Origin of the sequence: Agarivorans sp. TSD2052 (assembly GCF_023238625.1) — a bacterium.
In the GTDB taxonomy this organism is placed as follows: domain Bacteria; phylum Pseudomonadota; class Gammaproteobacteria; order Enterobacterales; family Celerinatantimonadaceae; genus Agarivorans.
Genome location: NZ_CP096670.1, coordinates 1,358,723 through 1,381,342 on the forward strand (window position 1 = coordinate 1,358,723; position 22,620 = coordinate 1,381,342).

General features: G+C 44.1%; 20 protein-coding genes and 7 tRNA genes. 17 read left to right on the top strand and 10 right to left on the bottom strand.

Going from position 1 to position 22,620, the window contains the following annotated elements; all coding sequences use genetic code 11:
• The first annotated feature begins 36 nt into the window (after positions 1-36).
• Positions 37-906 (top strand): MBL fold metallo-hydrolase, encoded by an 870-nt coding sequence (locus M0C34_RS06100; RefSeq protein WP_248714759.1) that lies wholly within the window; start codon positions 37-39, stop codon positions 904-906.
• Positions 900-1,517 carry a DsbA family protein gene (locus M0C34_RS06105; RefSeq protein ID WP_248714760.1) on the top strand — a complete coding sequence of 206 codons (618 nt, stop codon included), beginning with the start codon at positions 900-902 and terminating at the stop codon, positions 1,515-1,517. The genes M0C34_RS06100 and M0C34_RS06105 overlap by 7 nt, the downstream gene beginning before the upstream one ends.
• 875 nt (positions 1,518-2,392) lie before the next feature.
• Here the strand turns inward: M0C34_RS06105 and M0C34_RS06110 are convergent.
• From M0C34_RS06110 to M0C34_RS06130, 5 genes are all read right to left on the bottom strand, one after another.
• Positions 2,393-2,468, bottom strand: a tRNA-Val gene (locus tag M0C34_RS06110).
• A gap of 47 nt (positions 2,469-2,515) precedes the next feature.
• Positions 2,516-2,591: transfer RNA gene (locus M0C34_RS06115), tRNA-Val, on the bottom strand.
• Positions 2,592-2,737: 146 nt separating this feature from the next.
• Positions 2,738-2,813: transfer RNA gene (locus M0C34_RS06120), tRNA-Val, on the bottom strand.
• A gap of 47 nt (positions 2,814-2,860) precedes the next feature.
• Positions 2,861-2,936: transfer RNA gene (locus M0C34_RS06125), tRNA-Val, on the bottom strand.
• A gap of 47 nt (positions 2,937-2,983) precedes the next feature.
• A tRNA-Val gene (locus M0C34_RS06130) sits at positions 2,984-3,059 on the bottom strand.
• 229 nt (positions 3,060-3,288) lie between these two features.
• On the opposite strand from M0C34_RS06130, the gene gltX reads away from it, so the two are divergent.
• The 9 genes from gltX (at position 3,289) to M0C34_RS06175 (ending at position 11,689) form a co-directional block, all read left to right on the top strand.
• On the top strand, positions 3,289-4,776 hold the full coding sequence (gene gltX, locus M0C34_RS06135; RefSeq protein ID WP_248714761.1) for a glutamate--tRNA ligase: 1,488 nt from the start codon (positions 3,289-3,291) through the stop codon (positions 4,774-4,776).
• A gap of 621 nt (positions 4,777-5,397) precedes the next feature.
• Positions 5,398-5,709: an STAS domain-containing protein gene (locus M0C34_RS06140; protein ID WP_248714762.1), complete on the top strand. Its 312-nt coding sequence runs from the start codon at positions 5,398-5,400 to the stop codon at positions 5,707-5,709.
• Positions 5,709-7,406, top strand: coding sequence for an ATP-binding SpoIIE family protein phosphatase (locus tag M0C34_RS06145; RefSeq protein WP_248714763.1), 1,698 nt, complete (start codon positions 5,709-5,711; stop codon positions 7,404-7,406). The genes M0C34_RS06140 and M0C34_RS06145 overlap by 1 nt, the downstream gene beginning before the upstream one ends.
• A 144-nt stretch (positions 7,407-7,550) precedes the next feature.
• Positions 7,551-7,626: transfer RNA gene (locus tag M0C34_RS06150), tRNA-Ala, on the top strand.
• A 21-nt stretch (positions 7,627-7,647) separates the two neighbouring features.
• Positions 7,648-7,723 (top strand) — tRNA-Ala (locus M0C34_RS06155).
• Positions 7,724-7,852: 129 nt separating this feature from the next.
• Positions 7,853-8,254, top strand: coding sequence for a hypothetical protein (locus tag M0C34_RS06160; RefSeq protein WP_248714764.1), 402 nt, complete (start codon positions 7,853-7,855; stop codon positions 8,252-8,254).
• A 112-nt stretch (positions 8,255-8,366) separates the two neighbouring features.
• Positions 8,367-9,059, top strand: coding sequence for an iron-sulfur cluster assembly scaffold protein (locus M0C34_RS06165; protein WP_248714765.1), 693 nt, complete (start codon positions 8,367-8,369; stop codon positions 9,057-9,059).
• Between the two features lie 10 nt (positions 9,060-9,069).
• Positions 9,070-10,065 (top strand): GGGtGRT protein, encoded by a 996-nt coding sequence (locus tag M0C34_RS06170; protein WP_248714766.1) that lies wholly within the window; start codon positions 9,070-9,072, stop codon positions 10,063-10,065.
• A 175-nt stretch (positions 10,066-10,240) separates the two neighbouring features.
• Positions 10,241-11,689, top strand: coding sequence for an HDOD domain-containing protein (locus M0C34_RS06175; RefSeq protein ID WP_248714767.1), 1,449 nt, complete (start codon positions 10,241-10,243; stop codon positions 11,687-11,689).
• 17 nt (positions 11,690-11,706) lie between these two features.
• On the opposite strand, the gene M0C34_RS06180 is transcribed toward M0C34_RS06175, so the two are convergent.
• On the bottom strand, positions 11,707-12,429 hold the full coding sequence (locus M0C34_RS06180; protein ID WP_248714768.1) for a sulfite exporter TauE/SafE family protein: 723 nt from the start codon (positions 12,427-12,429) through the stop codon (positions 11,707-11,709).
• A 155-nt stretch (positions 12,430-12,584) separates the two neighbouring features.
• On the opposite strand from M0C34_RS06180, the gene M0C34_RS06185 reads away from it, so the two are divergent.
• Complete coding sequence (locus tag M0C34_RS06185) at positions 12,585-13,451, top strand: LysR family transcriptional regulator (protein WP_248714769.1); 867 nt, start codon at positions 12,585-12,587, stop codon at positions 13,449-13,451.
• A 73-nt stretch (positions 13,452-13,524) separates the two neighbouring features.
• Here M0C34_RS06185 and M0C34_RS06190 read toward each other — a convergent pair whose 3' ends face one another.
• The 3 genes from M0C34_RS06190 to M0C34_RS06200 all read right to left on the bottom strand — a co-directional run bounded on the left by M0C34_RS06190 (position 13,525) and on the right by M0C34_RS06200 (position 16,114).
• On the bottom strand, positions 13,525-14,250 hold the full coding sequence (locus M0C34_RS06190) for an amino acid ABC transporter ATP-binding protein (RefSeq protein WP_248715604.1): 726 nt from the start codon (positions 14,248-14,250) through the stop codon (positions 13,525-13,527).
• 19 nt (positions 14,251-14,269) lie between these two features.
• Positions 14,270-15,217 carry an amino acid ABC transporter permease gene (locus tag M0C34_RS06195; protein WP_248714770.1) on the bottom strand — a complete coding sequence of 316 codons (948 nt, stop codon included), beginning with the start codon at positions 15,215-15,217 and terminating at the stop codon, positions 14,270-14,272.
• A gap of 102 nt (positions 15,218-15,319) precedes the next feature.
• On the bottom strand, positions 15,320-16,114 hold the full coding sequence (locus tag M0C34_RS06200; RefSeq protein WP_248714771.1) for a transporter substrate-binding domain-containing protein: 795 nt from the start codon (positions 16,112-16,114) through the stop codon (positions 15,320-15,322).
• Between the two features lie 474 nt (positions 16,115-16,588).
• On the opposite strand from M0C34_RS06200, the gene M0C34_RS06205 reads away from it, so the two are divergent.
• From M0C34_RS06205 to M0C34_RS06225, 5 genes are all read left to right on the top strand, one after another.
• Entirely contained in the window at positions 16,589-18,448 is a 1,860-nt protein-coding gene (locus M0C34_RS06205) for a TIGR00341 family protein (RefSeq protein WP_248714772.1), read from the top strand.
• A gap of 317 nt (positions 18,449-18,765) precedes the next feature.
• The gene (locus M0C34_RS06210) at positions 18,766-19,227 is read left to right on the top strand and encodes a Fur family transcriptional regulator (RefSeq protein WP_248714773.1); all 462 of its coding nucleotides are present in this window, start codon (positions 18,766-18,768) and stop codon (positions 19,225-19,227) included.
• A 36-nt stretch (positions 19,228-19,263) separates the two neighbouring features.
• Positions 19,264-19,671, top strand: a complete 408-nt coding sequence (locus M0C34_RS06215; protein WP_248714774.1) for a MerC domain-containing protein — start codon at positions 19,264-19,266, stop codon at positions 19,669-19,671.
• Between the two features lie 67 nt (positions 19,672-19,738).
• Positions 19,739-20,737 carry a CobW family GTP-binding protein gene (locus tag M0C34_RS06220; RefSeq protein WP_248714775.1) on the top strand — a complete coding sequence of 333 codons (999 nt, stop codon included), beginning with the start codon at positions 19,739-19,741 and terminating at the stop codon, positions 20,735-20,737.
• A 273-nt stretch (positions 20,738-21,010) separates the two neighbouring features.
• Positions 21,011-21,700, top strand: a complete 690-nt coding sequence (locus tag M0C34_RS06225) for a DNA-3-methyladenine glycosylase I (RefSeq protein WP_248715605.1) — start codon at positions 21,011-21,013, stop codon at positions 21,698-21,700.
• A gap of 12 nt (positions 21,701-21,712) precedes the next feature.
• Here M0C34_RS06225 and M0C34_RS06230 read toward each other — a convergent pair whose 3' ends face one another.
• Positions 21,713-22,615 carry a TIGR01777 family oxidoreductase gene (locus M0C34_RS06230; RefSeq protein WP_248714776.1) on the bottom strand — a complete coding sequence of 301 codons (903 nt, stop codon included), beginning with the start codon at positions 22,613-22,615 and terminating at the stop codon, positions 21,713-21,715.
• Between the last annotated feature and the right edge of the window lie 5 nt (positions 22,616-22,620).

Genomic DNA, 22,620 nt, shown 5'->3' on the forward strand with positions numbered 1-22,620 from the left:
CTATTTCATGGTCTTCTCAAAACATGGATATAAGAAATGCTCAATAACCTAATATTATTAGCCAGTTCGCTATTGCTTACTACCGCGACTTGGGGCGCGAGTGAAGCCCCTCTGACACTTAAAGTATATAACGCTGATTCAAACAGTTTTCACGTCAATTCCACCCTGATTCATGGTGAAACAGAAGCAGTGGTGGTTGATGCTGGATTCACCAAAGCGGATGCATTACGTATTGCCGCCAATGTACTGGATTCAGGTAAGCATTTAACCACTATTTTTGTTAGTCAAGCCGACCCTGATTTCTACTTTGGCGTAGAAACACTTAAGCAGTTGTTCCCAGATGTTAAGGTCTTTGCTACGCCCGCAGTGAGAGATGCTATTGCCAAGAAAATGGCTGCCAAGTTGGCTTTTTGGGGGCCTAAAATGTTCAACAACGCTCCTAACTCACCAGTGCTGCCTGATGCGTACAAGGCATCTTCATTCTCAGTCGATGGATATAAAGTAGAGATTAAGGCCGATGACGGTATTTTAGCTCATCGACCTTATTTATGGATACCATCGAGTAAGACGATCTTGGGTGATATTGGGGTTTTTGGGCAGTTACATGTTTGGACTGCAGATACTCAAAGTCGTCAAGCTCTAGAGGCTTGGAAAAGGCAGCTCAAAGAAATGCAAGCACTACAACCACTGCAAGTTATACCTGGTCATATGAAAGCTGGTACTTCACTTGAAATCAGCAATATCAGCTATACCCTAGAGTATTTAGAGGCTTTTTCTAAGGCAAAACGTGACAGCACTGATAGCGATGCGCTTATCATGAAAATGACAACACTTTACCCATCTGCGGGCTTAGCAGTAGCTCTTGATATCGGGGCCAAGGTGCATATGGGGGAGATGAAGTGGTAACAATACATTATTTTTACGACCCGCTATGCGGCTGGTGCTTCGGTGCTACCCCTCTAGTGGAAGCGTTGCGGCTGAACTCTAGAGTTGAACTAAAAATGTATGCAGGCGGGATGATTCAACGACAAGTTATGGATGCTTCTTTTCGCAGTAAAGTAAAACGCTTTGATCAAAGCATTGAGTCTTTAACTGGTCAGCAATTTGGAGAAGCTTACAAAACAAAAATTGCCGATAATGAAACAATAGTCTTAGATTCTTATTTAACCGCTAAAGCTATCGACTTAGTAGAGCGAACTCAGGCAAAAGGTTTTGAAATGTTAAAGGCCATCCAAAATGCGCATTTTGTTCAGGCTAAAGATACTAGTGATATCAAGGTACTAAAGTACTTAGCAGGAAAACTAGGCATTTCTGAGCAGGAATGGGACAAGGGATTAGAGCATAATGCTATTGAACAACAAATTGAGCACACTCAATGGTTAATGCAACGTTGGCAGGTGACAGGGTTTCCTAGTTTATTATTGGCCCGTAAGGGGGAGCTTATTAAGCTGCCTCATACGGATTTTTATGGAAACACCCAGCAGTGGAATGCAATAGTAGCCGATTTATGTAAATAACTATTACCATATGGAGCTGAGGACTAATCTTCGTTTTATAAAGCGAACCAGCAGGGCGGTGCTCTCCCGCTCTTTATGGCTAAGCAATAGGTTCGAGTTTCCTATTTGGCAGAAAGCAAAAAGGCCTGCAATTAATGCAGGCCTTTTTAATATGGTGGTCGCAACGGTGCTTGAACCAGTGACTCTCGCCTAGCAAAGAGGAGGGCGGTGCTCTCCCGCTCTTTATGGCTAAGCGATAGGTTCGAGTTTCCTATTTGCCAGAAAGCAAAAAGGCCTGCAATTAATGCAGGCCTTCTTAATATGGTGGTCGCGACGGTGCTTGAACCAGTGACCCTCGCCTAGCAAAGAGGAGGGCGATGCTCTCCCGCTCTATATTTGGCTAAGCGATAGGTTCGAGTTTCCTATTCGCCAGAAAGCAAAAAGGCCTGCAATTAATGCAGGCCTTCTTAATATGGTGGTCGCAACGGTGCTTGAACCAGTGACCCTCGCCTAGCAAAGAGGAGGGCGGTGCTCTCCCGCTCTATATTTGGCTAAGCGAACTTCAGATATCAGACAATAAAAAGGCCTGCAGATGATGCAGGCCTTTCTAAATATGGTGGTCGCAACGGTGCTTGAACCAGTGACCCTCGCCTAGCAAAGAGGAGGGCGGTGCTCTCCCGCTCTATATTTGGCTAAGCGAACTTCAGATATCAGACAATAAAAAGGCCTGCAGATGATGCAGGCCTTTCTAAATATGGTGGTCGCGACGGTGCTTGAACCAGTGACCCTCGCCTAGCAAAGAGGAGGGCGGTGCTCTCCCGCTCTATATTTGGCTAAGCGAACTTCAGATATCAGACAATAAAAAGGCCTGCAGATGATGCAGGCCTTTCTAAATATGGTGGTCGCTACTGGGCTTGAACCAGTGACCCTCGCCTTGTAAGGGCGATGCTCTCCCAACTGAGCTAAGCGACCGAATGGTGTCTTACTACAAACCGTTCAATGAACTATTTGTTTAAATATGGTGGTCGCTACTGGGCTTGAACCAGTGACCCTCGCCTTGTAAGGGCGATGCTCTCCCAACTGAGCTAAGCGACCGAATTGTGTCTTACTACAAACCGTTCAATGAACCATTTGTTTAAATATGGTGGTTGCTACTGGGCTTGAACTTGTGATTCTCGCCATGTAGAGAGTAGGGCGACGCCCTTACCCACCAAAAACACTAAATCATTAGTGTCTAAATATGGTGGTCGCTACTGGGCTTGAACCAGTGACCCTCGCCTTGTAAGGGCGATGCTCTCCCAACTGAGCTAAGCGACCGAATTGTGTCTTACTACAAACCGTTCAATGAACTATTTGTTTAAATATGGTGGTCGCTACTGGGCTTGAACCAGTGACCCTCGCCTTGTAAGGGCGATGCTCTCCCAACTGAGCTAAGCGACCGAATTGTGTCTTACTACAAACCGTTCAATGAACCATTTGTTTAAATATGGTGGTCGCTACTGGGCTTGAACCAGTGACCCTCGCCTTGTAAGGGCGATGCTCTCCCAACTGAGCTAAGCGACCGTCTTGTGGGGGCGTATTATAGGGAGGTCAGCGTGGGTGTCAACGCAAATTTTAAGGAAAATGACTGCTTGCACAAAATCTCGTCAAATTGACTAATATGGCAACTTCGCAGGGCAATTTTTCGGCTCATTTAAGCTAATGTTCGCAAGGCTCTTGTCTAGCGAATTTTTGCTGGTGTGGTAAAATCCGCGGCAATTACTTCGGTCTAACACTTACTTAGAGAATAATCATGACAGTTCGCACTCGCGTCGCGCCTTCACCAACGGGTGACCCACATGTAGGTACCGCTTACATTGCACTATTTAACTACTGTTTCGCTAAGCAACATGGCGGTGAGTTTATTCTGCGCATTGAAGATACTGACCAAGCGCGTAGCTCACGTGAATCAGAACAAGCATTATATGACAGTCTTGGTTGGCTAGGTCTTGCGTGGGATGAGGGCCCAGACTGTGGCGGCGCTGTAGGCCCCTATCGCCAAAGCGAACGTAGCGATATTTACAAAAAATATGCCCAGCAACTGATTGAAGAAGGTAAAGCATTTTATTGTTTTGCAAGCTCTGAAGAATTAGATGAAATGCGTAAGCAGCAAATGGCTGAAGGTTTACAACCTAAATATGACGGTCGTGGTTTAACACTTAGTACAGAAGAAGTGGCTGCGAATTTAGCGGAAGGTAAACCTTTCGTTGTGCGGATGAAAATACCTGAGTCGGGTAGCTTTAGCTTTAACGATTACTTACGTGGTGAAGTAGAAATTCCTTGGCAACAGATAGATATGCAGGTATTGCTTAAAGCAGATGGTTTGCCTACTTATTTCTTAGCCAACGTAGTAGACGACCATTTGATGGGAATTACTCACGTATTCCGAGGTGAGGAGTGGTTAAACTCTGCACCAAAACTACTTAAGTTATATCAAGATTTAGGTTGGGAAGCGCCAGTGCTAGGTCATATGCCTTTGTTGCGTAATCCAGATAAAAGTAAGTTAAGTAAACGTAAAAATCCAACCAGCATTAATTTCTACCGTAAAATGGGCTTTTTGCCAGAAGCGGTACTTAACTACCTTGGCCGTATGGGCTGGTCTATGCCAGATGAGCGTGAAAAGTTCACCTTAGCCGAGATGATTGAGCACTTTGATATGAAACGTGTTTCTTTAGGTGGGCCTGTTTTTGATGTTGAAAAGCTAAAGTGGCTTAATGGTCTTTGGATCCGCGAAGAGTTAAGTGATGAGCAGTTAGCTCAACGACTAGTAGAGTGGGCGTATAATCAAGAAACGTTGATGAGCATTATTCCACAAGCTAAGGCTCGCCTTGAAGTAATGAGTGATTTAGCACCTTTAGCGGGGCACTTTGTTTCTGGCATGCCTGAGTACGCGCCTGAACTGCTGACAGCGGGTAAACTAGAAGAAGAACAAGTGCGTAGTTTATTGCAGATGTTTATTTGGCAATTAGAAGAACAACGCAGCTGGGATAAAGACACCGTTTTTGCTGTTGCTAAACAATTGTCTACACACTTAGATGTGAAGATCCGTGATTTTCTTGAGCCTGTATTTGTAGCTATTACCGGAAAAACTAGCTCTACATCGGTGGTTGATGCAATGGCTATTTTAGGTTCAGACATGAGTCGAGCGCGTTTGCGTTTTGCTCTTAGCCATGTAGGTGTAAGTAAAAAACAGGCTAAATCTTTGGACAAAGCTTATCGTGCTTACAAAGCTAGCTGGTAATGGCCTAGCTCAGATAATAAAAAGCCAACTCATATTGAGTTGGCTTTTTTAATCTTTCCGCTAAATTATTATACCAATAATATGCTACCACAAGCGGCTAAAAGTAAGCCTAGGGCTAACAAGAACTGCAATTGAAGCTTGATACTCATCGTGTTCCTTTAATATGCATTAGCTGATAAGGCATATTGCGATAAAACAACGCTCGAAAACCATGAAATAGTTCACAGTTTGCTTTTTGTCGGTGGGTCCCCTTATAAAAATCCAATTTAGATCTCATTTATAGCCTTAAGTATCGTCATTTGGATCTTACTGTTAGCGGAAGCTTGGTACTCAATTCATATATTTGAATGTTTTCTGATCCATTCTTACGTCACCGTAGTTAACTTAATAGTTGCTTGTTTTGTGATTATTGTTGACCGCTAGTCCGGCTTGTTCACTAATTGCTATGGTGATCGGCTATCAGCTAATGATATGGTTGGTTTTAAGCAAGAAAAACAGGATGTTGCATGTTCATATTTTCTTTCATATTAGTAGGTGCTAGTTTAGATTGGTTATCAATACCGGTCAGACAATTAGATGTCACTATCTAAAATTAATAGTGTGTATATACAAGGAGCAGAGATGTCTATAAGTAGTCAATTAAATCGAGAGCTTGGCCAACTGACAATTATTGTGGCAGGGCGCTTTGACTATTCGTTACATCGCGACTTTAGAGCATGTTACGAGAATATATCTGTAGAGGGGCTGCAATTAATCTTAGATTTGAGTGCTGCTGATTACATGGACAGCTCAGCACTTGGCATGATGCTTTTATTGAAAGAGCATACTGAAAAAAGTCAGGCTATGGGGCTTATTATTCGTAAACCGTCGCCAGCTATCTTGAAAATTCTAGAGGTAGCTAATTTTGACAAACTGCTAAAAATTGAAAGCTAGTGCTTGAGCATGACATCGCTAGCTTTTTAAATCGAGCGGTAAAAGGTACGGCCTTAGTCGCAGATCCTACTCGTATTAGCCGTTTATTGCTGGGGAAAATTCTTGGTGACATAGGCTATAAAGTCATTTTTGCTGAAAATGGTAAAGAAGCGGTCACCCTGTTCAAGCAGCAGCATATCGATATTGTATTTATGGATGTATTTATGCCTGAAGTGGCTGGATACCAAGCGGCGGCACAGATAAAGCAAATCAGCGGACGCCAGTTTACCCCCATTCTATTTGTCACCGCAGAAACCGATGTAGACTCCTTGGTTAAGTGTATTGCTTGCGGTGGTGATGACATTCTATTTAAACCCGTTCACCAGGCTGTGCTTAAAGCGAAGGTCTTAGGGTTTGAGCGTACAAGAGCTATCTATAATGAAATCAGCCGGTTACATTCTCAGCGTCAAGAGGAAGAAGAGTTAGCCGAGCGCGTATTTAGTAGTGCGGTGAGTAACTCTCTGTGCGCAGATAAAGAGTTATTGATTTCTTTAAACAGCGCCTCTACTTTTTCAGGTGACGTGGTGTTTGCCGAATATCGGCCTAATGGGGACATTAATTTCTTGTTAGGTGATTTTACTGGGCACGGTCTGCGTGCTGCAATTGGCGCAATGCCAGTAGCAGATATTTTTCGAGGTATGACCCGTAAAGGCTATTCTGCCGACGCCATTCTTCAGCAAATAAACAAACGATTATTTCGTTTATTACCTACTGGCATGTTTATGGCTGGAATTTTAGTCGAAGCATCACTACAGCAACAATCTTTGCGCGTATGGAATGGCGGAATGCCGGAACTGCTTATCTTTAATAATCAGCTGGGGGATATCAGAGATAGGGCTCTTTCTGAAAGTTTACCCTTAGGTATTCAAGTTGATCTTGAATTTGAACTTAAGCAACTAAAGTGGCTTAAGGGCGATCATGTTTTGTTATTAAGTGATGGAGTCACCGAGGCAGTAAACCAACATCAGCAAATGTTTGGCCAGCAACGTTTAGAGCACGCCATTAAGAATAAGCGTGATCACGCATCTTTCATTGCTTCTATTCAAGAACAGCTGCATTCCTTTTGCCAAAATGCGCCTCAGCTTGACGATATTAGTATGGTAGAACTGCCTGATTTACTGAGCCGCCCCAGCGCATTGGAAGAAAACAGCAATGCAAATATCACCGTGCAAAAAGGCTGTTGGACTTGGCAATTAAGTTTAGATGCGGATAGTTTAAAAACGCTCATGCCGATCCCGTTATTGATGACGTCTCTCCAAGAGTTGTCAGTTAATCATGTTGACCGGAATATTTTGTTCACGGTGGTCAGTGAGCTATACAACAATGCCTATGAGCACGGTGTGTTAAAGCTTGATTCGTCATTGAAAAACTCCGCTGAGGGCTTTGAAAATTATTATCATCAACGAAAGCTAAGGGCCGATCAACTAGAGTTGGGATGGGTAAAAATATCGATTAGCTATGATGGTAAAGTGAATCGAGATTTTACCATTGTTGTAGAGGATAGTGGCGCGGGTTTTGACCAACTAAAATTATCTCAACAAGCTAAACCCCAACAGTATTCTGGGAGAGGTTTGTTATTGGTGGAGTCGTTGTGTGAATCACTAGATATTTTAGAAAACGGTTCAGTACTAAAGGTCGTTTATCGTTGTCAATATTGAGAAAAATTGAACTTAAGTCGCCCTAATTGTTGGCTAAATGAGCAGGTGAAGCGTTTATGAGTAAAAACGGTTGACAGCATAAGGCTGGCTGCTTAGAATTCTGCTCGCTTTCAAGGCTTATTGATTTGAAAGCAATGTGATTTAGGGGCTATAGCTCAGCTGGGAGAGCGCTTGCATGGCATGCAAGAGGTCCGCGGTTCGATCCCGCGTAGCTCCACCAATTCACATCCCACCGTATATCGGGGCTATAGCTCAGCTGGGAGAGCGCTTGCATGGCATGCAAGAGGTCCGCGGTTCGATCCCGCGTAGCTCCACCAAATCTTTAGATTTAAGTCAATCAGAATCAAAAAGTATCACTTAGTGGTATTTTCTTGTAGATGAGGCCTGTTGCTTTAAGCCATCTGTAACTACACTCAAAGCTTGATGTTTAACTTTGAGTGTCGCTTATGTTGATGCGTAAACGTAATTTTGTATGGCTACTCTCTGGCAGTATATTTGCCTTTATCAATCTTGCTTTTGCCGAACCACTTCCTACTCGAGACCACGCTGCACAAGCCTTAGCTGCTAGCTTCAATCATCAACAAAGACTGCTCTCAGGCAAACCAATAGCAACTCAAGCAAGTGCGCAAGGGGACTTAGTACATTATTACCTAACTTTGCCACGGGAGGTGTTTAGTCGCGACGACACCGAGTTGTTTGCCCAACAAATAAAAGCGGATATATGCAAAGTGGAACAGCAGTCTTTGTATCGCGGGGTGCGGGTTAAACTCGTTATTAACGGCAGTGATGGTGAGTCGCTTTACCAAGCTATTCAAACTGATAAAGATTGCTCACGTTTACCTTATTAAACATCTGATGACTTAGATAGCCAATTTCCTCATTACACGGAGCTTGGCTTTTTTACTTGGTTACTTATCGTCTATCTTATTGATTAAACGGTTGAATTGAGGAGTGTTAAGTATGTCTTTTACCAATACTATTGAGTCCATGTGCCCAATAGCTCGAGGACCTCATCATCGAAATTCCCCCATTCCTGTTGAAGGTAAATGGGTGAACGCCATTGCAGTGACCGATATCTCTGGTTTGTCTAATGGCGTAGGAACTTGTGCTCCGCACCAAGGCGCGACCAAGGTTTCAATTAACGTGAAAAACGGCATTATCGAAGAGTGTTTAATTGAAACCGTAGGTTGCTCAGGTATGACTCATTCAGCAGCTATGGCATCAGAAATTTTAACCGGTAAAACCATATTGGAAGCGTTAAATACTGACCTAATTTGTGATGCCATAAACGTAGCCATGCGTTCAGTATTTGAAAATTTGGCTTATGGACGTAGCCAAACCGCATTCTCTGAAGGTGGCCTACCAGTAGGTGCTGGTTTAGATGATCTTGGCAAAGGCTTGCGCTCGCAAGTGGGCACGGCGTATGGCACCAAAGCGAAAGGTGCTCGTTACCTAGAGCTAGCTGAAGGTTATGTAACCCGTATGGCATTGGATGAAGATAATGAAATTATTGGCTATGAAATCGTACAGATGGGAAAAATGATGAGTGCTATTGCAGATGGAATAGACGCAAATCAAGCTTTAGATGACAGCAAGTCGGTTTATGGGCGTTTTGAAGATGGCGTTCAATTTGTTGATCCAAGAAAAGTATAGGGGCAAGATAATGGTCGAATTTGAAGGAAAAGAGCGCCGTATCGAGCGAATTAACCAAGTATTGGCGCAGTATAAACTTGCATCGCTGGAAGCGGCCCGGGAGTTATGCCTATCTCGAGGATTTGATCCCCATGACATCGTGTTACAAACTCAAGCTATTGCTTTTGAAAATGCCGCTTGGGCTTACGTGGTGGGGGCTGCCATCGCACTTTCAAAACAAGATAAAACCGCTGAACAAGCCGCGCTATCGATTGGTGAAGGTTTGCAGAGCTTTTGTGTGCCAGGTTCTGTAGCTGACCAGCGTAAGGTAGGCTTAGGTCATGGCCAATTAGCTTCCCGTTTATTGTCTAGTCAATCAGATTGTTTCTGTTTTTTGGCGGGGCATGAGTCTTATGCGGCGGCTGAAGGTGCAATAAAAATATCAGAATACGCCAACCAAGTAAGAAACCAGCCATTACGCTTAATTTTAAATGGTTTAGGTAAAGATGCCGCCTACATGATTGCTCGTATGAATGGTTTCACTTATGTGCAAACTCAGTTTGATTATCAAACAGGCACATTGAATATAGTAAAAGAGAAAGTGTTCGGTAAGGGCCACAGAGCCAGTATTCGCTGTTATGGAACTGATGATGTCGTAGAGGGGGTCGCGGTTATGCATCATGAAAATGTTGATATTTCTATAACGGGCAATTCTACTAATGCTGCGCGCTTTCAGCACCCTGTTGCTGGCACCTATAAAAAAGAACGCTTACTATTAGGCAAAGAATACTTCTCCGTGGCTTCTGGAGGGGGGACCGGACGAACTATGCACCCTGATAATGTCGGTGCTGGGCCGGCGTCTTACGGGCTCACCGACACGATGGGCAGAATGCATTGTGATGCCCAATTTGCTGGTTCTTCATCGGTTCCGGCGCATGTTGAAATGATGGGCTTAGTGGGTATGGGGAACAACCCTATGGTCGGCGCGAGTGTCGCTGTGAGTGTAGCTGTCGAGCAAGCTCAATAACAATTGTTCGCTCTTAGTGCTGTGCGTTGAGAGCGAGTAGCTACATTTTAAATATCTTGTATTGTTTTCTTTGTCACTAAAGGCTTGAGTTATATAACAAATATTACGAAATTGTTGGCCAATTCTGTTGTTTTCCAGCCATACTGCTTAGTAAGCCAATTAAAGTAAGTAACGGATGAGAAAAGAGACTTTTGGTACCCAACAATGGGTCGACCGGATTAGTGAGCATGAACTACCCGCCCTAGCAGCAACGGTACGCTTATTAGAGAAAATAGCTCAAGATGATACTTCTTCTTTAGCCATTCTTGGTCAGTCGGTATTGCACGACCATGGTCTTACTTCCCGCATCCTACGAGTCGTAAACAGCATTAGTTATAATAGAAGCCGCAGTCAAATAACTACCGTTAGTCGAGCTGCTGTAATCTTAGGCTATGACCGCTTGAAACATATTTGTATCACCGCAAGAATGATTGATAGCCTGTTGCAAAACCATGATATTAGCGAGGCTGTTTATAAACGCGTATTGAAGTTGATGGCGCGTTCTTTTCACGCAGCTATGTTGGCCAAGATGATGCTGCGAGATTACGCCGAGGAAACGCAAGAGGAAGTCTACATAGCGGCTTTGTTACATAATTTAGGTGAAGTGGCTTTTTGGACAATCGGTGGAGAGGTGACAGAGCGCTTAGATCAAGAGTTAATGTCATCGAGTGAAACAGAAGAGAAGATTGTTCATGGCTTGTTAGGTACCAGTTTTCAACAGCTAAGCGTGGGTTTAGCCAGCAACTGGAATATGGGCACCATGTTAGTTAAGTCTTTGGAAGATCCCAATACTCGCTCACCAGAATTACGCTGTATTCATCTTGCTCACACATTTAGTAAAGCCATGGTCGATCAGGATCAAGCGGCTAGACAAAAAGCCTTTAAGCATATTGCCGAGCAAATGCAGATCCCATTGCCGGAGCTAATCAAAGCGGTAAATCAATGTACAGAAGAAACTCGTCAATTGGCGATTTCTTATGGGGCGGGGGCTTTGAAACCATACTTGAGTTTTGGTTTTAGGGATGGTGATACAAATGATGAACCTGAACACACTGACGAGCAAACTAAACAAAATCTACAACTACAATTGCTACGTGAATTAACTTTAGTGGCCACAGAAACCCCAGATCTTAATTTAGTTATTCATACGGCAATGGAAGGGATCCAGCGGGGGATCGGCTTAAATCGAGTCATTGTACTAATGGTTAATCAAAATCATGACCAGTTGATACCTCGATTTGTCACCAGCTTAGAGCCTGAGCAAGACAAAGTTGATTTTAAATTGAGTTTAAAAGGCACCGAAACGGTTTTTATTCAAGCCTATAATGACCAGCGTAATATCTGGGTTAAAGGCAAAAATAACCCGCGCTACGCTTCGCTTATGAATGCCCAGATCCGTCGTATCAGTAGAGAACAACCTTTTTTTCTCGCTCCACTCGTTATTGATGGGCGTTGTATTGCCTTGATTTATGCTGATGGAACAGCAGATAGGACAAGCCTGAATCAAGACGATTTTGACATGTTTATCCATTTTGCTAAACAAACTGACTTATGCCTATCAGTCGTACTAAGGCTGAACCGTTAAACTTCAGGGCATTCAAGCTAACTCACTAATAGTTTTATGGCCGCAGCAAAAATTAACACTCTAATGGCCCAAGTCATTTGTTTGAGGTTTACCTTCTTAAGAATAAGAAAACCTAAGGCACAACCTAATAACAAGCTAGGAAGAGCACTTAAGCTGGTTTTTGCCGTCTCAAAATTGAGTAAACCGATGCTCATTAATAAGGGCACTTTGGCAACATTTACCAGGCCTGCTACCCAAGCACGAGTGCTTATATAACTGGTTTTACCTAATTGTTGCTGCATCATATATAAGCTGATGATAGGCCCGGCTGAGTTGGCAGTCATGCTAATGAAACCAGCAAATACTCCGCTGCCAGCGGCCACAGCAGGCGCTTTCATACACTGAGAGTTACTGCGCTCTAAATAGATGCTCAAAACCAACATGCCAATAATGATACTACCAATGGCAAGAGTGAACCGGCTGGTATCTAAGTAAGACAAGAGCAATGCGCCAAACCCACTGCCAACTACCATAAATAACAGTAACCTAGCGAGGATCCGCCAGGAGATTTGATGACGATACACCGCCATAGTGAGTAGGTCAGTGAACAAAAACAATGGGATGAGAATGGCAAGGGCTTGCCCGCCGGGGTAGGCAATCAACAATAGTGGCAAAATAAGCGCGCCCATTCCACCAATTGAGAATTTGGAAACACCCGTTAAGAGGGCGACTAAGTGCAAGATAATGATCGTGCTATCCACTTTACCTCTTTCAATGTAAGCCATTGAGCTTGTGAATGTGCGTGCAGAATAACAAATTATATGAAAGATAAATAATTACTTATTTGGATAATATTGATTATATTTTTCTATATAGTTTAAGCTGAACATGAAGATTATTTACATCTAGGATAGCCATGAATTATGAGCAGCTACGTGCCTTCGTTAGTGTTGCCAAGCTAGGTAGCTTTCGCGCAGCAGCGCAGCATTTAAACAAAACCCAGCCCACGTTAAGTGCATCTGTTAAAAGTTTAGAGCTGCACTTTTCAATTACGCTGTTTAATCGCAGTAGCTATCGACCAACGCTTACTACAGAAGGCGAACGCTTTTTGGTGAAAGCCAAAAGCTTGTTAAAGCAGGCCAATGAGTTGGAATTGCTCGGCCACGAACTTGCTCAGGGCGCTGATCCCGAGCTTTCACTCACCCTAAGTCCTATGTGCTATTTACCCCCCTTAGTTAGCAAGATAGAAGCCTTTGGCAAGCAATTTACTAACTTGCAGCTCAAACTAGGTTCTGGCCATTTATCTGGGATTTTAGAGTCCCTGCTAAAGCAACAGTCAGATTTAGCCTTAGCGCCAAATATTGGCTTAGATGCTCGCTTTAATTTTATTGAAGTAGCGAGTATTCGCATGATAACGGTGGCTGCACCACAATTGTTAAAGCAGCATGAGCAGGTGCTAAAGCAAAGTAAGCTGCGTAATAAGCCGCATATTTTGCTGGCCGATTCAGGTACAGGGAAGTGTTCAGACAACATTAACGTCATTTCAGGGGGGCAGCGCTGGTACGTAAATGACTACCACATAAAGAAAGAACTGTTGTTAGCGGGATTAGGTTGGGCAAGGGTGCCAGAGCACATCGTACAGCAGGAACTCGAGCAAGGCCTACTGGTGTCATTAAAAGTGGAACAATTTGCCTATAGAAGCCAAGAGTCTATTTATTTAATCAAGCTACGAGAGCGCGCCGATAAAGAAATTGTGCGTGCCTTTTGGCAACAGTTTAGTTAGGACTGTTTAGTATTTGGCAAGCAAACAAAGGGAGCCTTAGCTCCCTTTGTTTAGCGTTTATTTAGCAACGTAATTACAGAACCATAGACAAAAACTGCTTCAGCCTTGGATGAGCTGGCTTGTCGAAAAACTCACTGGGCGAGGCTTCCACGAGTAGCTCACCCTCTTCCATAAACAATACTCGGTCGGCCACTTCGCGAGCAAAGCCCATTTCATGGGTTACCACTACCATGGTCATGCCATCGTTAGCTAAGCCTTTCATTACGTCTAGTACTTCACCCACCATTTCAGGATCTAAGGCCGATGTAGGTTCGTCAAACAACATAATGTTGGGTTGCATAGCTAATGCTCGTGCTATGGCTACTCGTTGTTGTTGGCCCCCCGATAAATGCGATGGGTAGTTGCTCATTCTATCGGCTAAACCGACCTTAAGCATTAAGGCCTTGGCTTCATCTTCCACCTGCTGCTTAGGCCGTTTAGCCACTTTTAGCGGAGCCAACATTACGTTACCTAGGGCAGTTTTGTGTGGGAATAGATTGAAGTTTTGGAACACCATACCGACTTCTTCGCGCAAGCTGTTGATATTGGTTCCCTTAGCATACATGTCGGTACCATCAATATGGATACTGCCGCTACTCACGGTTTCAAGTTGATTTAGCGTTCGTAAAAAGGTCGATTTACCTGAACCTGAAGGCCCGACAATTACCACCACTTCGCCACGCGAAACCCTAGCTGAAACATCTTTTAATGCATGGCAGCCATTGGGATAAATTTTATTAATATTTTTTGCAACGATCATGTCGTCGCCTTGATAATCTTTAGTCACTGGCAGCTAACCTCTTTTCTAAGCGTTGAATAGCCCAAGATAGGCTGCTGGTAAGTACTAGGTATAGTAGCGCAACGGTAAACCATACTTCAAAAGGTGCGAAGCTGCCGCTTACCACTTCTCGGCCAGCTTTGGTCAGGTCGGTAATTGAAATAACCGATACCAGTGAAGAATCTTTAATAAGGTTAATAAATTGGCCTGCCATAGGCGGAAGCGTGCGTTTGAATGCTTGCGGTAAAATGACATTCACCATCGCTTGTGGGTAATTCATTCCTAAGGACCGAGCGGCTTCCATTTGGCCTTTGGGGATTGATTGAATACCCCCTCGAATAATTTCGGCCACGTAGGCTGCGGTAAATACGGATAAAGCAATGATACCAGCGGTAAAACGCTCGAGATCGAAGACCGTACCAATAAAGAAATAAACAATAAAAATTTGTACTAATAGCGGAGTACCACGAATGATTTCGATGTAGGTAATCGCTAATTTGCGTAGGGCTGGATTATCGGCAATGCGCATCAGGCCAATAATTAGGCCAAGAAAAATAGCAAAGAAAAGCGACCATATAGATATTTTTACAGTAACGATTAACCCTTCGGTCAGTGGGCCAATACGCCACTCTTCTGAAGACGCTAGTTGGTCGCCCTCAAAAACTAAATCACCTTCATAAACGCTGATGTTTTCATAATCAGCTAAGTTCACCAGGATATCGCCAGCATCTGATACTAGTTGCAGTTGTCCAGTAGAGCTGGCCACAATGTAACCATCTTGCGGAGCGCTAACGCTGGCGGCTTCGTTGTTTACAATGTAAGGAACAACGCGTTGCCAGTTCCAGTTATAGTCAATTTTTTCGCCTGAGAGGTAAATTAGGCCACATAGGCTAAGTAAAATGGCCACAAAAACGCCATTCCACAGAAGTTTGCTTGCTTGAGTTTGCATCTAAAGCTCTTTTATTGATTTTTAGTTTTACTTTAGCTGTGCCGCAAAAGGGTGCGACACGCTAAAGAAAAGTGGCGATTATAGGCCGCCACTTAGGTCTTTCTATTGAACTTGTTTTAACCAAGCATCATCTTTAAACCACTTGTCGTAAATGCGGTCGTAGGTGCCATCACCTTTTATTTGACGCAAGTAGCCGTTCAAGAAGTTCAAAAAGTCTGGATCACCTTGGCGTACCGCCCAACCTAATGGTTCAAAGGTAAATGGTTGGTCTAGGTGAACCAATTGGCCTTGGTTCTCTGCCGCGTAAATAGCGTTGAAAGGTAAGTCGTAGATGAAGGCATCGGCTTTACCGTTGGTCACTTCTAATACGGCTTCAGACTGGGTTTCAAACAAGTTTACTTTAGTTTTCGGTAAGTAGCGCTTAATTGCACCTTCACCAGTCGTGCCCAATTTAGTGACTACGGTGTATTGGTCGCTGTTTAGCTCACGGTAGCTAGTTACTTTACCTTCTAATTTAGGGCTCAATAGAATTGATTGGCCGATGACAACGTAAGGGTCTGCAAAGTTAACTTGCATGTTACGTTGTGGAGTAATGGTCATACCGCCCATTATTAGATGACACTTGCCAGTAAGCAAGGTAGGAATGATTCCGTCCCAGGCAGTATTTACAGGTACATATTTTACGCCCATGGCGCGAGCCATTTGCTTGCCTAAGTCGATGTCAAAACCGATGAATTGACCGTTTTTAGCTTTCATTTCAAAAGGCATATAGCCAGCATCAAAACAAGCGCGTAACTCTCCACTTTCGGTGATTTCTTGTAGCAGCGTTTGTTGCGCAAATGCCGCGCTTGATAAAAGCGTAACTGCAGCAATTGCTGTTTGAATGACACGTTTCATAATAGTCCTTGTTGTGTTTATAGTTAATTATTTTTATTGAGTTCATATTCTGTACTTTCCTTGGAAAACAGCCTGAACTCTTAGTGTTTCAGGCCAGTTATAGCAGAATACGCTAAGGAAGAATAGCGGCGCTTTCACCCAAACATGTAGCGAAAACCTGACTCTTTTACTATTTAACTAGCCGCTTAGCCGTCTAAACGCCGGTTATTTAAGGCTTTGGCGAGATCTTATCTTGCAGCGTACGCTGGATGAGAGCTGGCAAAGATTAATCTGAGTTTTTTTGGATGATTGAACGGTTTGTACAAATTTGAAACTAATTGTGCGAATGCTGGCCAGTCAATGAACGGAACATGCTAATGGTTTTTCTACGTTTACTCGGCCATTCAATTCACACTATTTGTGACAACTTACTTGCAGTTTGAAAAAACAGCCTCCATGCTGAGTAAAACCATAAACTCTTGTATGGACACAGGAATGGCAGATAGCTTTTTATTGTTTGAGTCGAGTGCTAGTGAGCAAGTAAGCCAAAAGATACTCCCTTTATTTGACACGGTGATTTTACCTAAATCTTGGGATAGCGCCGAACCTCCAGAATTTGAAGCGGGTAGTTTGGTGTATTGTTACCTCAGTGATAAAGACTTGGCTGATGCTATTGATTTGGCGACAGGCCAGCAATGGCTTATTGCAGTGCTGCCACACCCTAAGGGAAGTCATGCGCGGCGGGCGTTTGGTTTGACGGCTAATTTGGAAAAAGCGATACAACACTTTCAAACAACTGAAGCTGTTCAAATAGACTTGTTACGGTGTAATCAGCAAGTGGTGCTCAATCATCTGGTTGTTGGACATAGTTTTAATCTGCGCCCCGGGGGGCATAACGCATCATGGCGACAGCGTATGGCGCAAACGTGGTTGAACATAAAAAAAATTGGCCAAATTAAACCACAAAAGCTGGCTATCACAACGGCGAGTGAAACTTGCCTTGAAACATCGGTGGTGGGCTTGGTGGTGGTCGAACATGCTCATGGTTCAATGTTATCGAAACAAATTCTGCCAGATTCCCATTGTAATGATGGCATGTTAGAAAGCATGTTAATCGCGCCGCGTAGCATCATGGAGATGTTTCGTTTCTTAGTACTGGCTATGTTTGGCCGGGTGGTCAGAAAACCACGCTTCCTAAGTTTAATTAAAACTAAGTCAATCACCATTAATGCCGAACGAGAGATCGTTTATTGGCATGACGGCATTGAGAAAAATGGCAACGAGTTAAACGTAGAGTGTCAACATAGAGCGCTGTCTATGCTGCCAGCCGTGGGCATGGTGTGCCAAGACAATGTGGTGGCAGTAAAAGAAAGTCGCAAAATTACTAACCTTCCAGAAGGCGAAGCCATTAACGCAATGGCTGCTCGACCGTTACCGTGGATCGCTCACGCAGCCACCGATGAATTTAAAGAGCTTTATCAATTGTTGCGTGATAACGCCACTACTTCGCCAGCTTTTCTTACCTTAATGGTGTTATCTACTTTATTAGCCACCATTGGTTTATATGCCAGTTCGGCACCGGTGATTATTGGTGCGATGATCCTCGCGCCGTTAATGGCACCCATTATTTCCTTGTCTATGGCCTTAACCCGCCAAGACCCGAGTTTAATGACCGCCAGTATCCGCACCTTAACCACTGGTTTGTGTGTGGCCTTAGGGTTTGCTGCTACCGCTAGTTTCATTATTCCTATGGAACTAGTCACTCCAGAAATTGCCGCGCGGCTTAGTCCCAACTTGTTAGATCTGGGAGTGGCCATTATCTCAGGCATAGCTGGCGCTTATGCCCATGCACGAATTGATGCCGCCAAAAGCTTAGCGGGTGTGGCTATTGCAGTGGCCTTGGTACCGCCTTTAGCGGTAGCTGGCATTGGTTTAGGTTGGTTAGATATATCGGTAGCATCTGGCGCCTTATTACTGTTTTTAACTAACTTAGCGGGTATTGTTTTTTCGGCAGCGTTAACCTTTTTAGCCTTAGGTTATGCACCTTTTACTCGCGCCAAAAAGGGCCTAGCCATCGCCTTAGTGGCCGTTGCTTTAGTGAGTGTGCCACTGGTGTTTAGTTTTAACCGCTTGTCGGAAGAGGCCAGAATTGTGCAGCGTTTACAGGGCAAAACCTTTAACGACGTATTGGTAAGAACGGTGCGCGCACGAAGCGCCAAACCATTAACCTTGCACCTACAGTTGGTAAGCAAACAGGCCATGAGTGACCAACAATTGGACTTACTAAAACAACAAATCACCCAAGAGCTAGGGCAAAGCTTCGCGCTAGAGGCCTCTATTATTATCCGCCGTTAATAAGCGTGTAATTTCAGCCAAGTCGGCCAATAAGTTGGCATCTCATATCCGCTATAAACCTCAGTCTTTATAGCGTTGTTTTGTCGGCGAGTATGCTGCAAGTCTCTATATAAACTTGCTGGTAACCGCGAAACACAGCGATACCCTCTCAGCAGCTTAATCCTTGTTGTTAAATTCATCTTCATTACTCGCGTTTGGCTTGGTAAAAAAAACGTAATCAAAAATGCAAAATCAAAGCTTGCATTAATGATATGTTACAACGTAACATTTGTTTGAGTTTAACCACACACCCAGTAAACAGAGCGTGAGTTTTCATTATGGATCAATGTGATAGCGTTATTAAACATGCCGAGCAACACTGCATGCAGCGAGGAGTTCGCCTAACTAACAAACGCAAACAGGTATTGTCTGGTTTAGTGCAATCTAATAAAGCGCTCTCTGCTTATGAGCTGATTGATTACTGTAAGCAGCTGTTTAATGAGAGTATTCCTGCTATGTCTGTGTATCGAATACTGGAGTTTTTAGAAACCGAGCATTTGGTGCACAAGCTTAGTTTGGCTAACAAATATGTTGCCTGTGCGCACATTTGTTGCAGCCATAGTCATGGCGTACCTCAGTTTCTGATTTGTGGCAAATGCAGCAAAGTAAAAGAAATCAGTATTGCTGCCTCAACCATCGCCGAACTCAAACTAAACGCCCAACAGGCTGGTTTTACCTTAGTGAGCCAACAGCTAGAAATGAACTGCCTGTGTGACGACTGTATGCAACAAGCGGCTTAAGCAACAAACGACTTAAAAATCAAGGAAGAAGGGTTAATGAAAGTATCTCAAGCTATAAGCGACAAATTTGCCATAGGGTTATCCTTTGCGTGTGCTATTCATTGTTTGGCCTTGCCCTTGGTATTTATATTGGTACCCAGCATGGTCGCGTTGCCGCTACAGAACGAAGCCTTTCATCTTTGGATGGTAGGGGCAGTGTTACCGGTTAGCATTTACGCCCTAACCATGGGCTGTAAGCAACATAAACGTATTAAAGTGCTGGTGTGGGGTTTTATAGGCCTAGCATTATTAGTATTGGCTCTTGTATTAGGCGAAGATAGAATGGGTGAAATTGGCGAAAAAGCGCTGACTCTATTGGGAGCTACGTCGGTGGCAATAGGACACTGGCTTAATTACCGCTTATGTCACCAGCATGAGCATGAAAACTGCGACTGCGCCAAATAGTGCAATCTAATGACTCTAAAAACTGAACTCCCATAAACTGAATAAGCAACCACTGGAATACAACACCATGAGCAGTAAGCGCCAGCCAATTAGCACCGTACCTACCAACATTATCACCGGCTTTTTAGGCGTGGGTAAAACCTCGGCTATTTTGCAGTTAATGCGCAATAAACCAGAGAACGAGCGCTGGGCTGTATTGGTCAATGAGTTTGGTGAAATTGGCATCGATGGCGCGTTATTGCAAGGTCAGCACCAACAGCAGGGGGTTTATATTCGTGAAGTGCCCGGTGGCTGCATGTGCTGCGCGGCCGGTTTGCCGATGCAAATTGCCTTAAACCAGCTGTTAAGTGAATCAACGCCAGACAGATTGCTGATTGAGCCAACTGGATTGGGCCACCCCAAAGAAGTACTACAAGTCCTCTCGTCCAAGTACTACCAGCAAGTGCTGTCGTTAAACAAAACCTTAACCCTCGTAGACGCAAGACATTTAGCCGACTCGCGCTACACCAGCCACGATACGTTTAATCAGCAAATTGCCATTGCCGATAGGGTCATTGGCAATAAGCTAGATCTTTATCAAGCCGACGATAAACAAGCCCTGATTAACTATGTAGCGCAACATGGCCGTAAAGGCGCGCAAGTGCAGTTTAGTGAGCACGGCAGGATAGATCTTGCCAGTTTGCAAGGCGCCACCGCCAGCAATTATGCGGCAGATGAGCATCATCACCATGGCCATAAAAAAGCGCTGGCGTCGGAGTTGCCGATCCCCGAGAGCGGTTACCTAAAAGCCAGCAATCAAGGTGAAGGCTTTAATAGCATTGGTTGGCGGTTTGCGCCCACCAAAGTATTTGACCGAAAGAAGTTGCGCGCACTGCTACTTAGCCTAAAAGTAGAGCGTATAAAAGCGGTGTTTATTACGAGCAGCGGTGTATTTGGCTACAACTACACCAGCGATGGCTTAAGCGAAGCCGAACTAGACGACTGCCAAGAAAGCCGTATAGAAATTATTGCAAACCAGCTTGATGAGAACTTAGAAGACCAGTTGCTAGCGTGCTTAAGTCATTAAGCTCGCGGTACAGGTAGAATAGATCGACAATGCGAGCGTACCGCAAGTGGTCGCTCGTACTGTTCAATCACTTATTACTTAGGTGATTGGTGGGTGCATGAAGACACACCTTGTTATTGTATAAGCCATCCACAAACCTGAAAGCGCCTACCTGCCTTAAGCCGCGGACAAAATTACTCAATTAATGCTAAACAGCAGTGACCTAAACCTGAAATACAGTTTAGAATTAGCCGCATATTAAGCATAGTGTTTGCTTCTCGATTAATAAGGATGATGGCTTTGGTTGAAGATTTCTCATCAATTTGGCAGCGAGCTGCTGAACGAAAAGGCGGGGACGCCGCCTTACAACAGATACTTACTACACCATTGAGTAGTGAGTATTTGGCTGGCATTAGTGACGACCGTTGGTTGTCGGCTTTTACTAAAACGATTTTTCAGTCTGGTTTTGTTTGGCGAGTGGTAGAGAACAAATGGCCAGATTTTGAACGTGCCTTTTTTGATTTTGACCCAGAGAAAATGCTGATGTTAGACGATAGCCACATTGAGCGGCTGTGCAACGACGCGAGCATTATTCGTAATCGCCAAAAAATTATTACCGTGCCGCACAACGCGCAATTGATCATAGACATTGCCCGTGAGCATGGCAGCTTTGCCAAGTTTATTGCCCAGTGGCCTAGCGACGACATTGTGGGCCTGTGGTTAATGCTAAAAAAACAAGGCGCTCGCCTTGGTGGTAACTCGGCCTCTTATGCATTACGTCGTATGGGTAAAGATACATTTATTTTGTCGAATGATGTGGTGGGGTATTTAGTCAGCAGAGGAGTGGTTAATAAAGCCCCCACAAGTGCCAAAGGCCTTAATGCTGTGCAGCAGGTCTTTAACGGCTGGCAGCTACAAAGCAGCATGCCCTTAACGGTAATCAGCCAAGTGGTCGCTTACTCTTTTGGTGAAAATAAGCCCTAAAACTTGCGGTGATTAAGCGCGAGCTAATATCTCTTTGAAAGCATGGCTCAAATCTTTATAGCGGAAGTTGAAACCGTCATTAGTTAAGCGCTTTGGTAATACTTTTTGGCCACCAACAATCAGGCTGGCCATATCACCTAAGGCTGAATTCATTAGCCAAGCAGGGGTTCTCAGTAAGCAAGGGCGTTTTAGCTGCTTAGCTAAGGCCTCACTGAATGCTTGATTACTGACAGGGTTAGGGGCGGTTAGGTTATAAGCTCCCTGACAATGCTTATTGTTTAACAAAAATATAATCGCTTCTACCATATCGCTAATATGGATCCACGACATCTGCTGTTGACCATGGGCAATAGGCCCACCCAGACCTAATCTGAAAACAGGAAGCAATTTAGACAATGCCCCCCCTTCGATACCTATCACCACCCCGGTGCGTAATAGGCAAACGCGAGTTTGCTCAGAAGCGGCTTGCAAAGCTATTTGTTCCCACTTTTTACAGACTTGATGAGGAAATGAGTCATCTTCGATAATGCTCGATTCATCGAGTTCTTGTTGACCCTGTTCGCCATAGTAGCCAACTGCGCTGCCGCTGATGAAGGTATGAGGGGGGTGTTCGCTTTGTTTAAATAGCTCGGCTATTTGCTCGGTGAGTTGCCAGCGGCTACTGCATATTCGTTGCTTTTGTTGCTCTGTCCAACGTTTATTGGCAATCGGCTCACCAGCCAAATTGATCACAGCGTCGTAGTCGTTTAAATCCTTTAGGTCCTTTAGCGAAGGTATTGCTAACAAATTATGACCGAGCTTTTGGTAAGCTTTTATAGGATTACGTGACAATACGGTTAGTTCGTGACTAAATTGTAAGTGTTTGACTAAACGGCAACCGATAAAGCCGGTTCCGCCGGTGAGTAAAATCTTCATATTAT

Excerpts from the sequence above, each read along its gene's own strand:
- M0C34_RS06100 (WP_248714759.1), top strand. The coding sequence starts at position 37 with ATGCTCAATAACCTAATATTATTAGCCAGTTCGCTATTGCTTACTACC.
- gltX (WP_248714761.1), top strand. The coding sequence starts at position 3,289 with ATGACAGTTCGCACTCGCGTCGCGCCTTCACCAACGGGTGACCCACAT.
- M0C34_RS06140 (WP_248714762.1), top strand. The coding sequence starts at position 5,398 with ATGTCTATAAGTAGTCAATTAAATCGAGAGCTTGGCCAACTGACAATT.
- M0C34_RS06160 (WP_248714764.1), top strand. The coding sequence starts at position 7,853 with ATGTTGATGCGTAAACGTAATTTTGTATGGCTACTCTCTGGCAGTATA.
- M0C34_RS06165 (WP_248714765.1), top strand. The coding sequence starts at position 8,367 with ATGTCTTTTACCAATACTATTGAGTCCATGTGCCCAATAGCTCGAGGA.
- M0C34_RS06170 (WP_248714766.1), top strand. The coding sequence starts at position 9,070 with ATGGTCGAATTTGAAGGAAAAGAGCGCCGTATCGAGCGAATTAACCAA.
- M0C34_RS06175 (WP_248714767.1), top strand. The coding sequence starts at position 10,241 with ATGAGAAAAGAGACTTTTGGTACCCAACAATGGGTCGACCGGATTAGT.
- M0C34_RS06185 (WP_248714769.1), top strand. The coding sequence starts at position 12,585 with ATGAATTATGAGCAGCTACGTGCCTTCGTTAGTGTTGCCAAGCTAGGT.
- M0C34_RS06190 (WP_248715604.1), bottom strand. The coding sequence starts at position 14,250 with ATGATCGTTGCAAAAAATATTAATAAAATTTATCCCAATGGCTGCCAT.
- M0C34_RS06195 (WP_248714770.1), bottom strand. The coding sequence starts at position 15,217 with ATGCAAACTCAAGCAAGCAAACTTCTGTGGAATGGCGTTTTTGTGGCC.
- M0C34_RS06200 (WP_248714771.1), bottom strand. The coding sequence starts at position 16,114 with ATGAAACGTGTCATTCAAACAGCAATTGCTGCAGTTACGCTTTTATCA.
- M0C34_RS06205 (WP_248714772.1), top strand. The coding sequence starts at position 16,589 with ATGGCAGATAGCTTTTTATTGTTTGAGTCGAGTGCTAGTGAGCAAGTA.
- M0C34_RS06210 (WP_248714773.1), top strand. The coding sequence starts at position 18,766 with ATGGATCAATGTGATAGCGTTATTAAACATGCCGAGCAACACTGCATG.
- M0C34_RS06215 (WP_248714774.1), top strand. The coding sequence starts at position 19,264 with ATGAAAGTATCTCAAGCTATAAGCGACAAATTTGCCATAGGGTTATCC.
- M0C34_RS06220 (WP_248714775.1), top strand. The coding sequence starts at position 19,739 with ATGAGCAGTAAGCGCCAGCCAATTAGCACCGTACCTACCAACATTATC.
- M0C34_RS06225 (WP_248715605.1), top strand. The coding sequence starts at position 21,011 with ATGGCTTTGGTTGAAGATTTCTCATCAATTTGGCAGCGAGCTGCTGAA.
- M0C34_RS06230 (WP_248714776.1), bottom strand. The coding sequence starts at position 22,615 with ATGAAGATTTTACTCACCGGCGGAACCGGCTTTATCGGTTGCCGTTTA.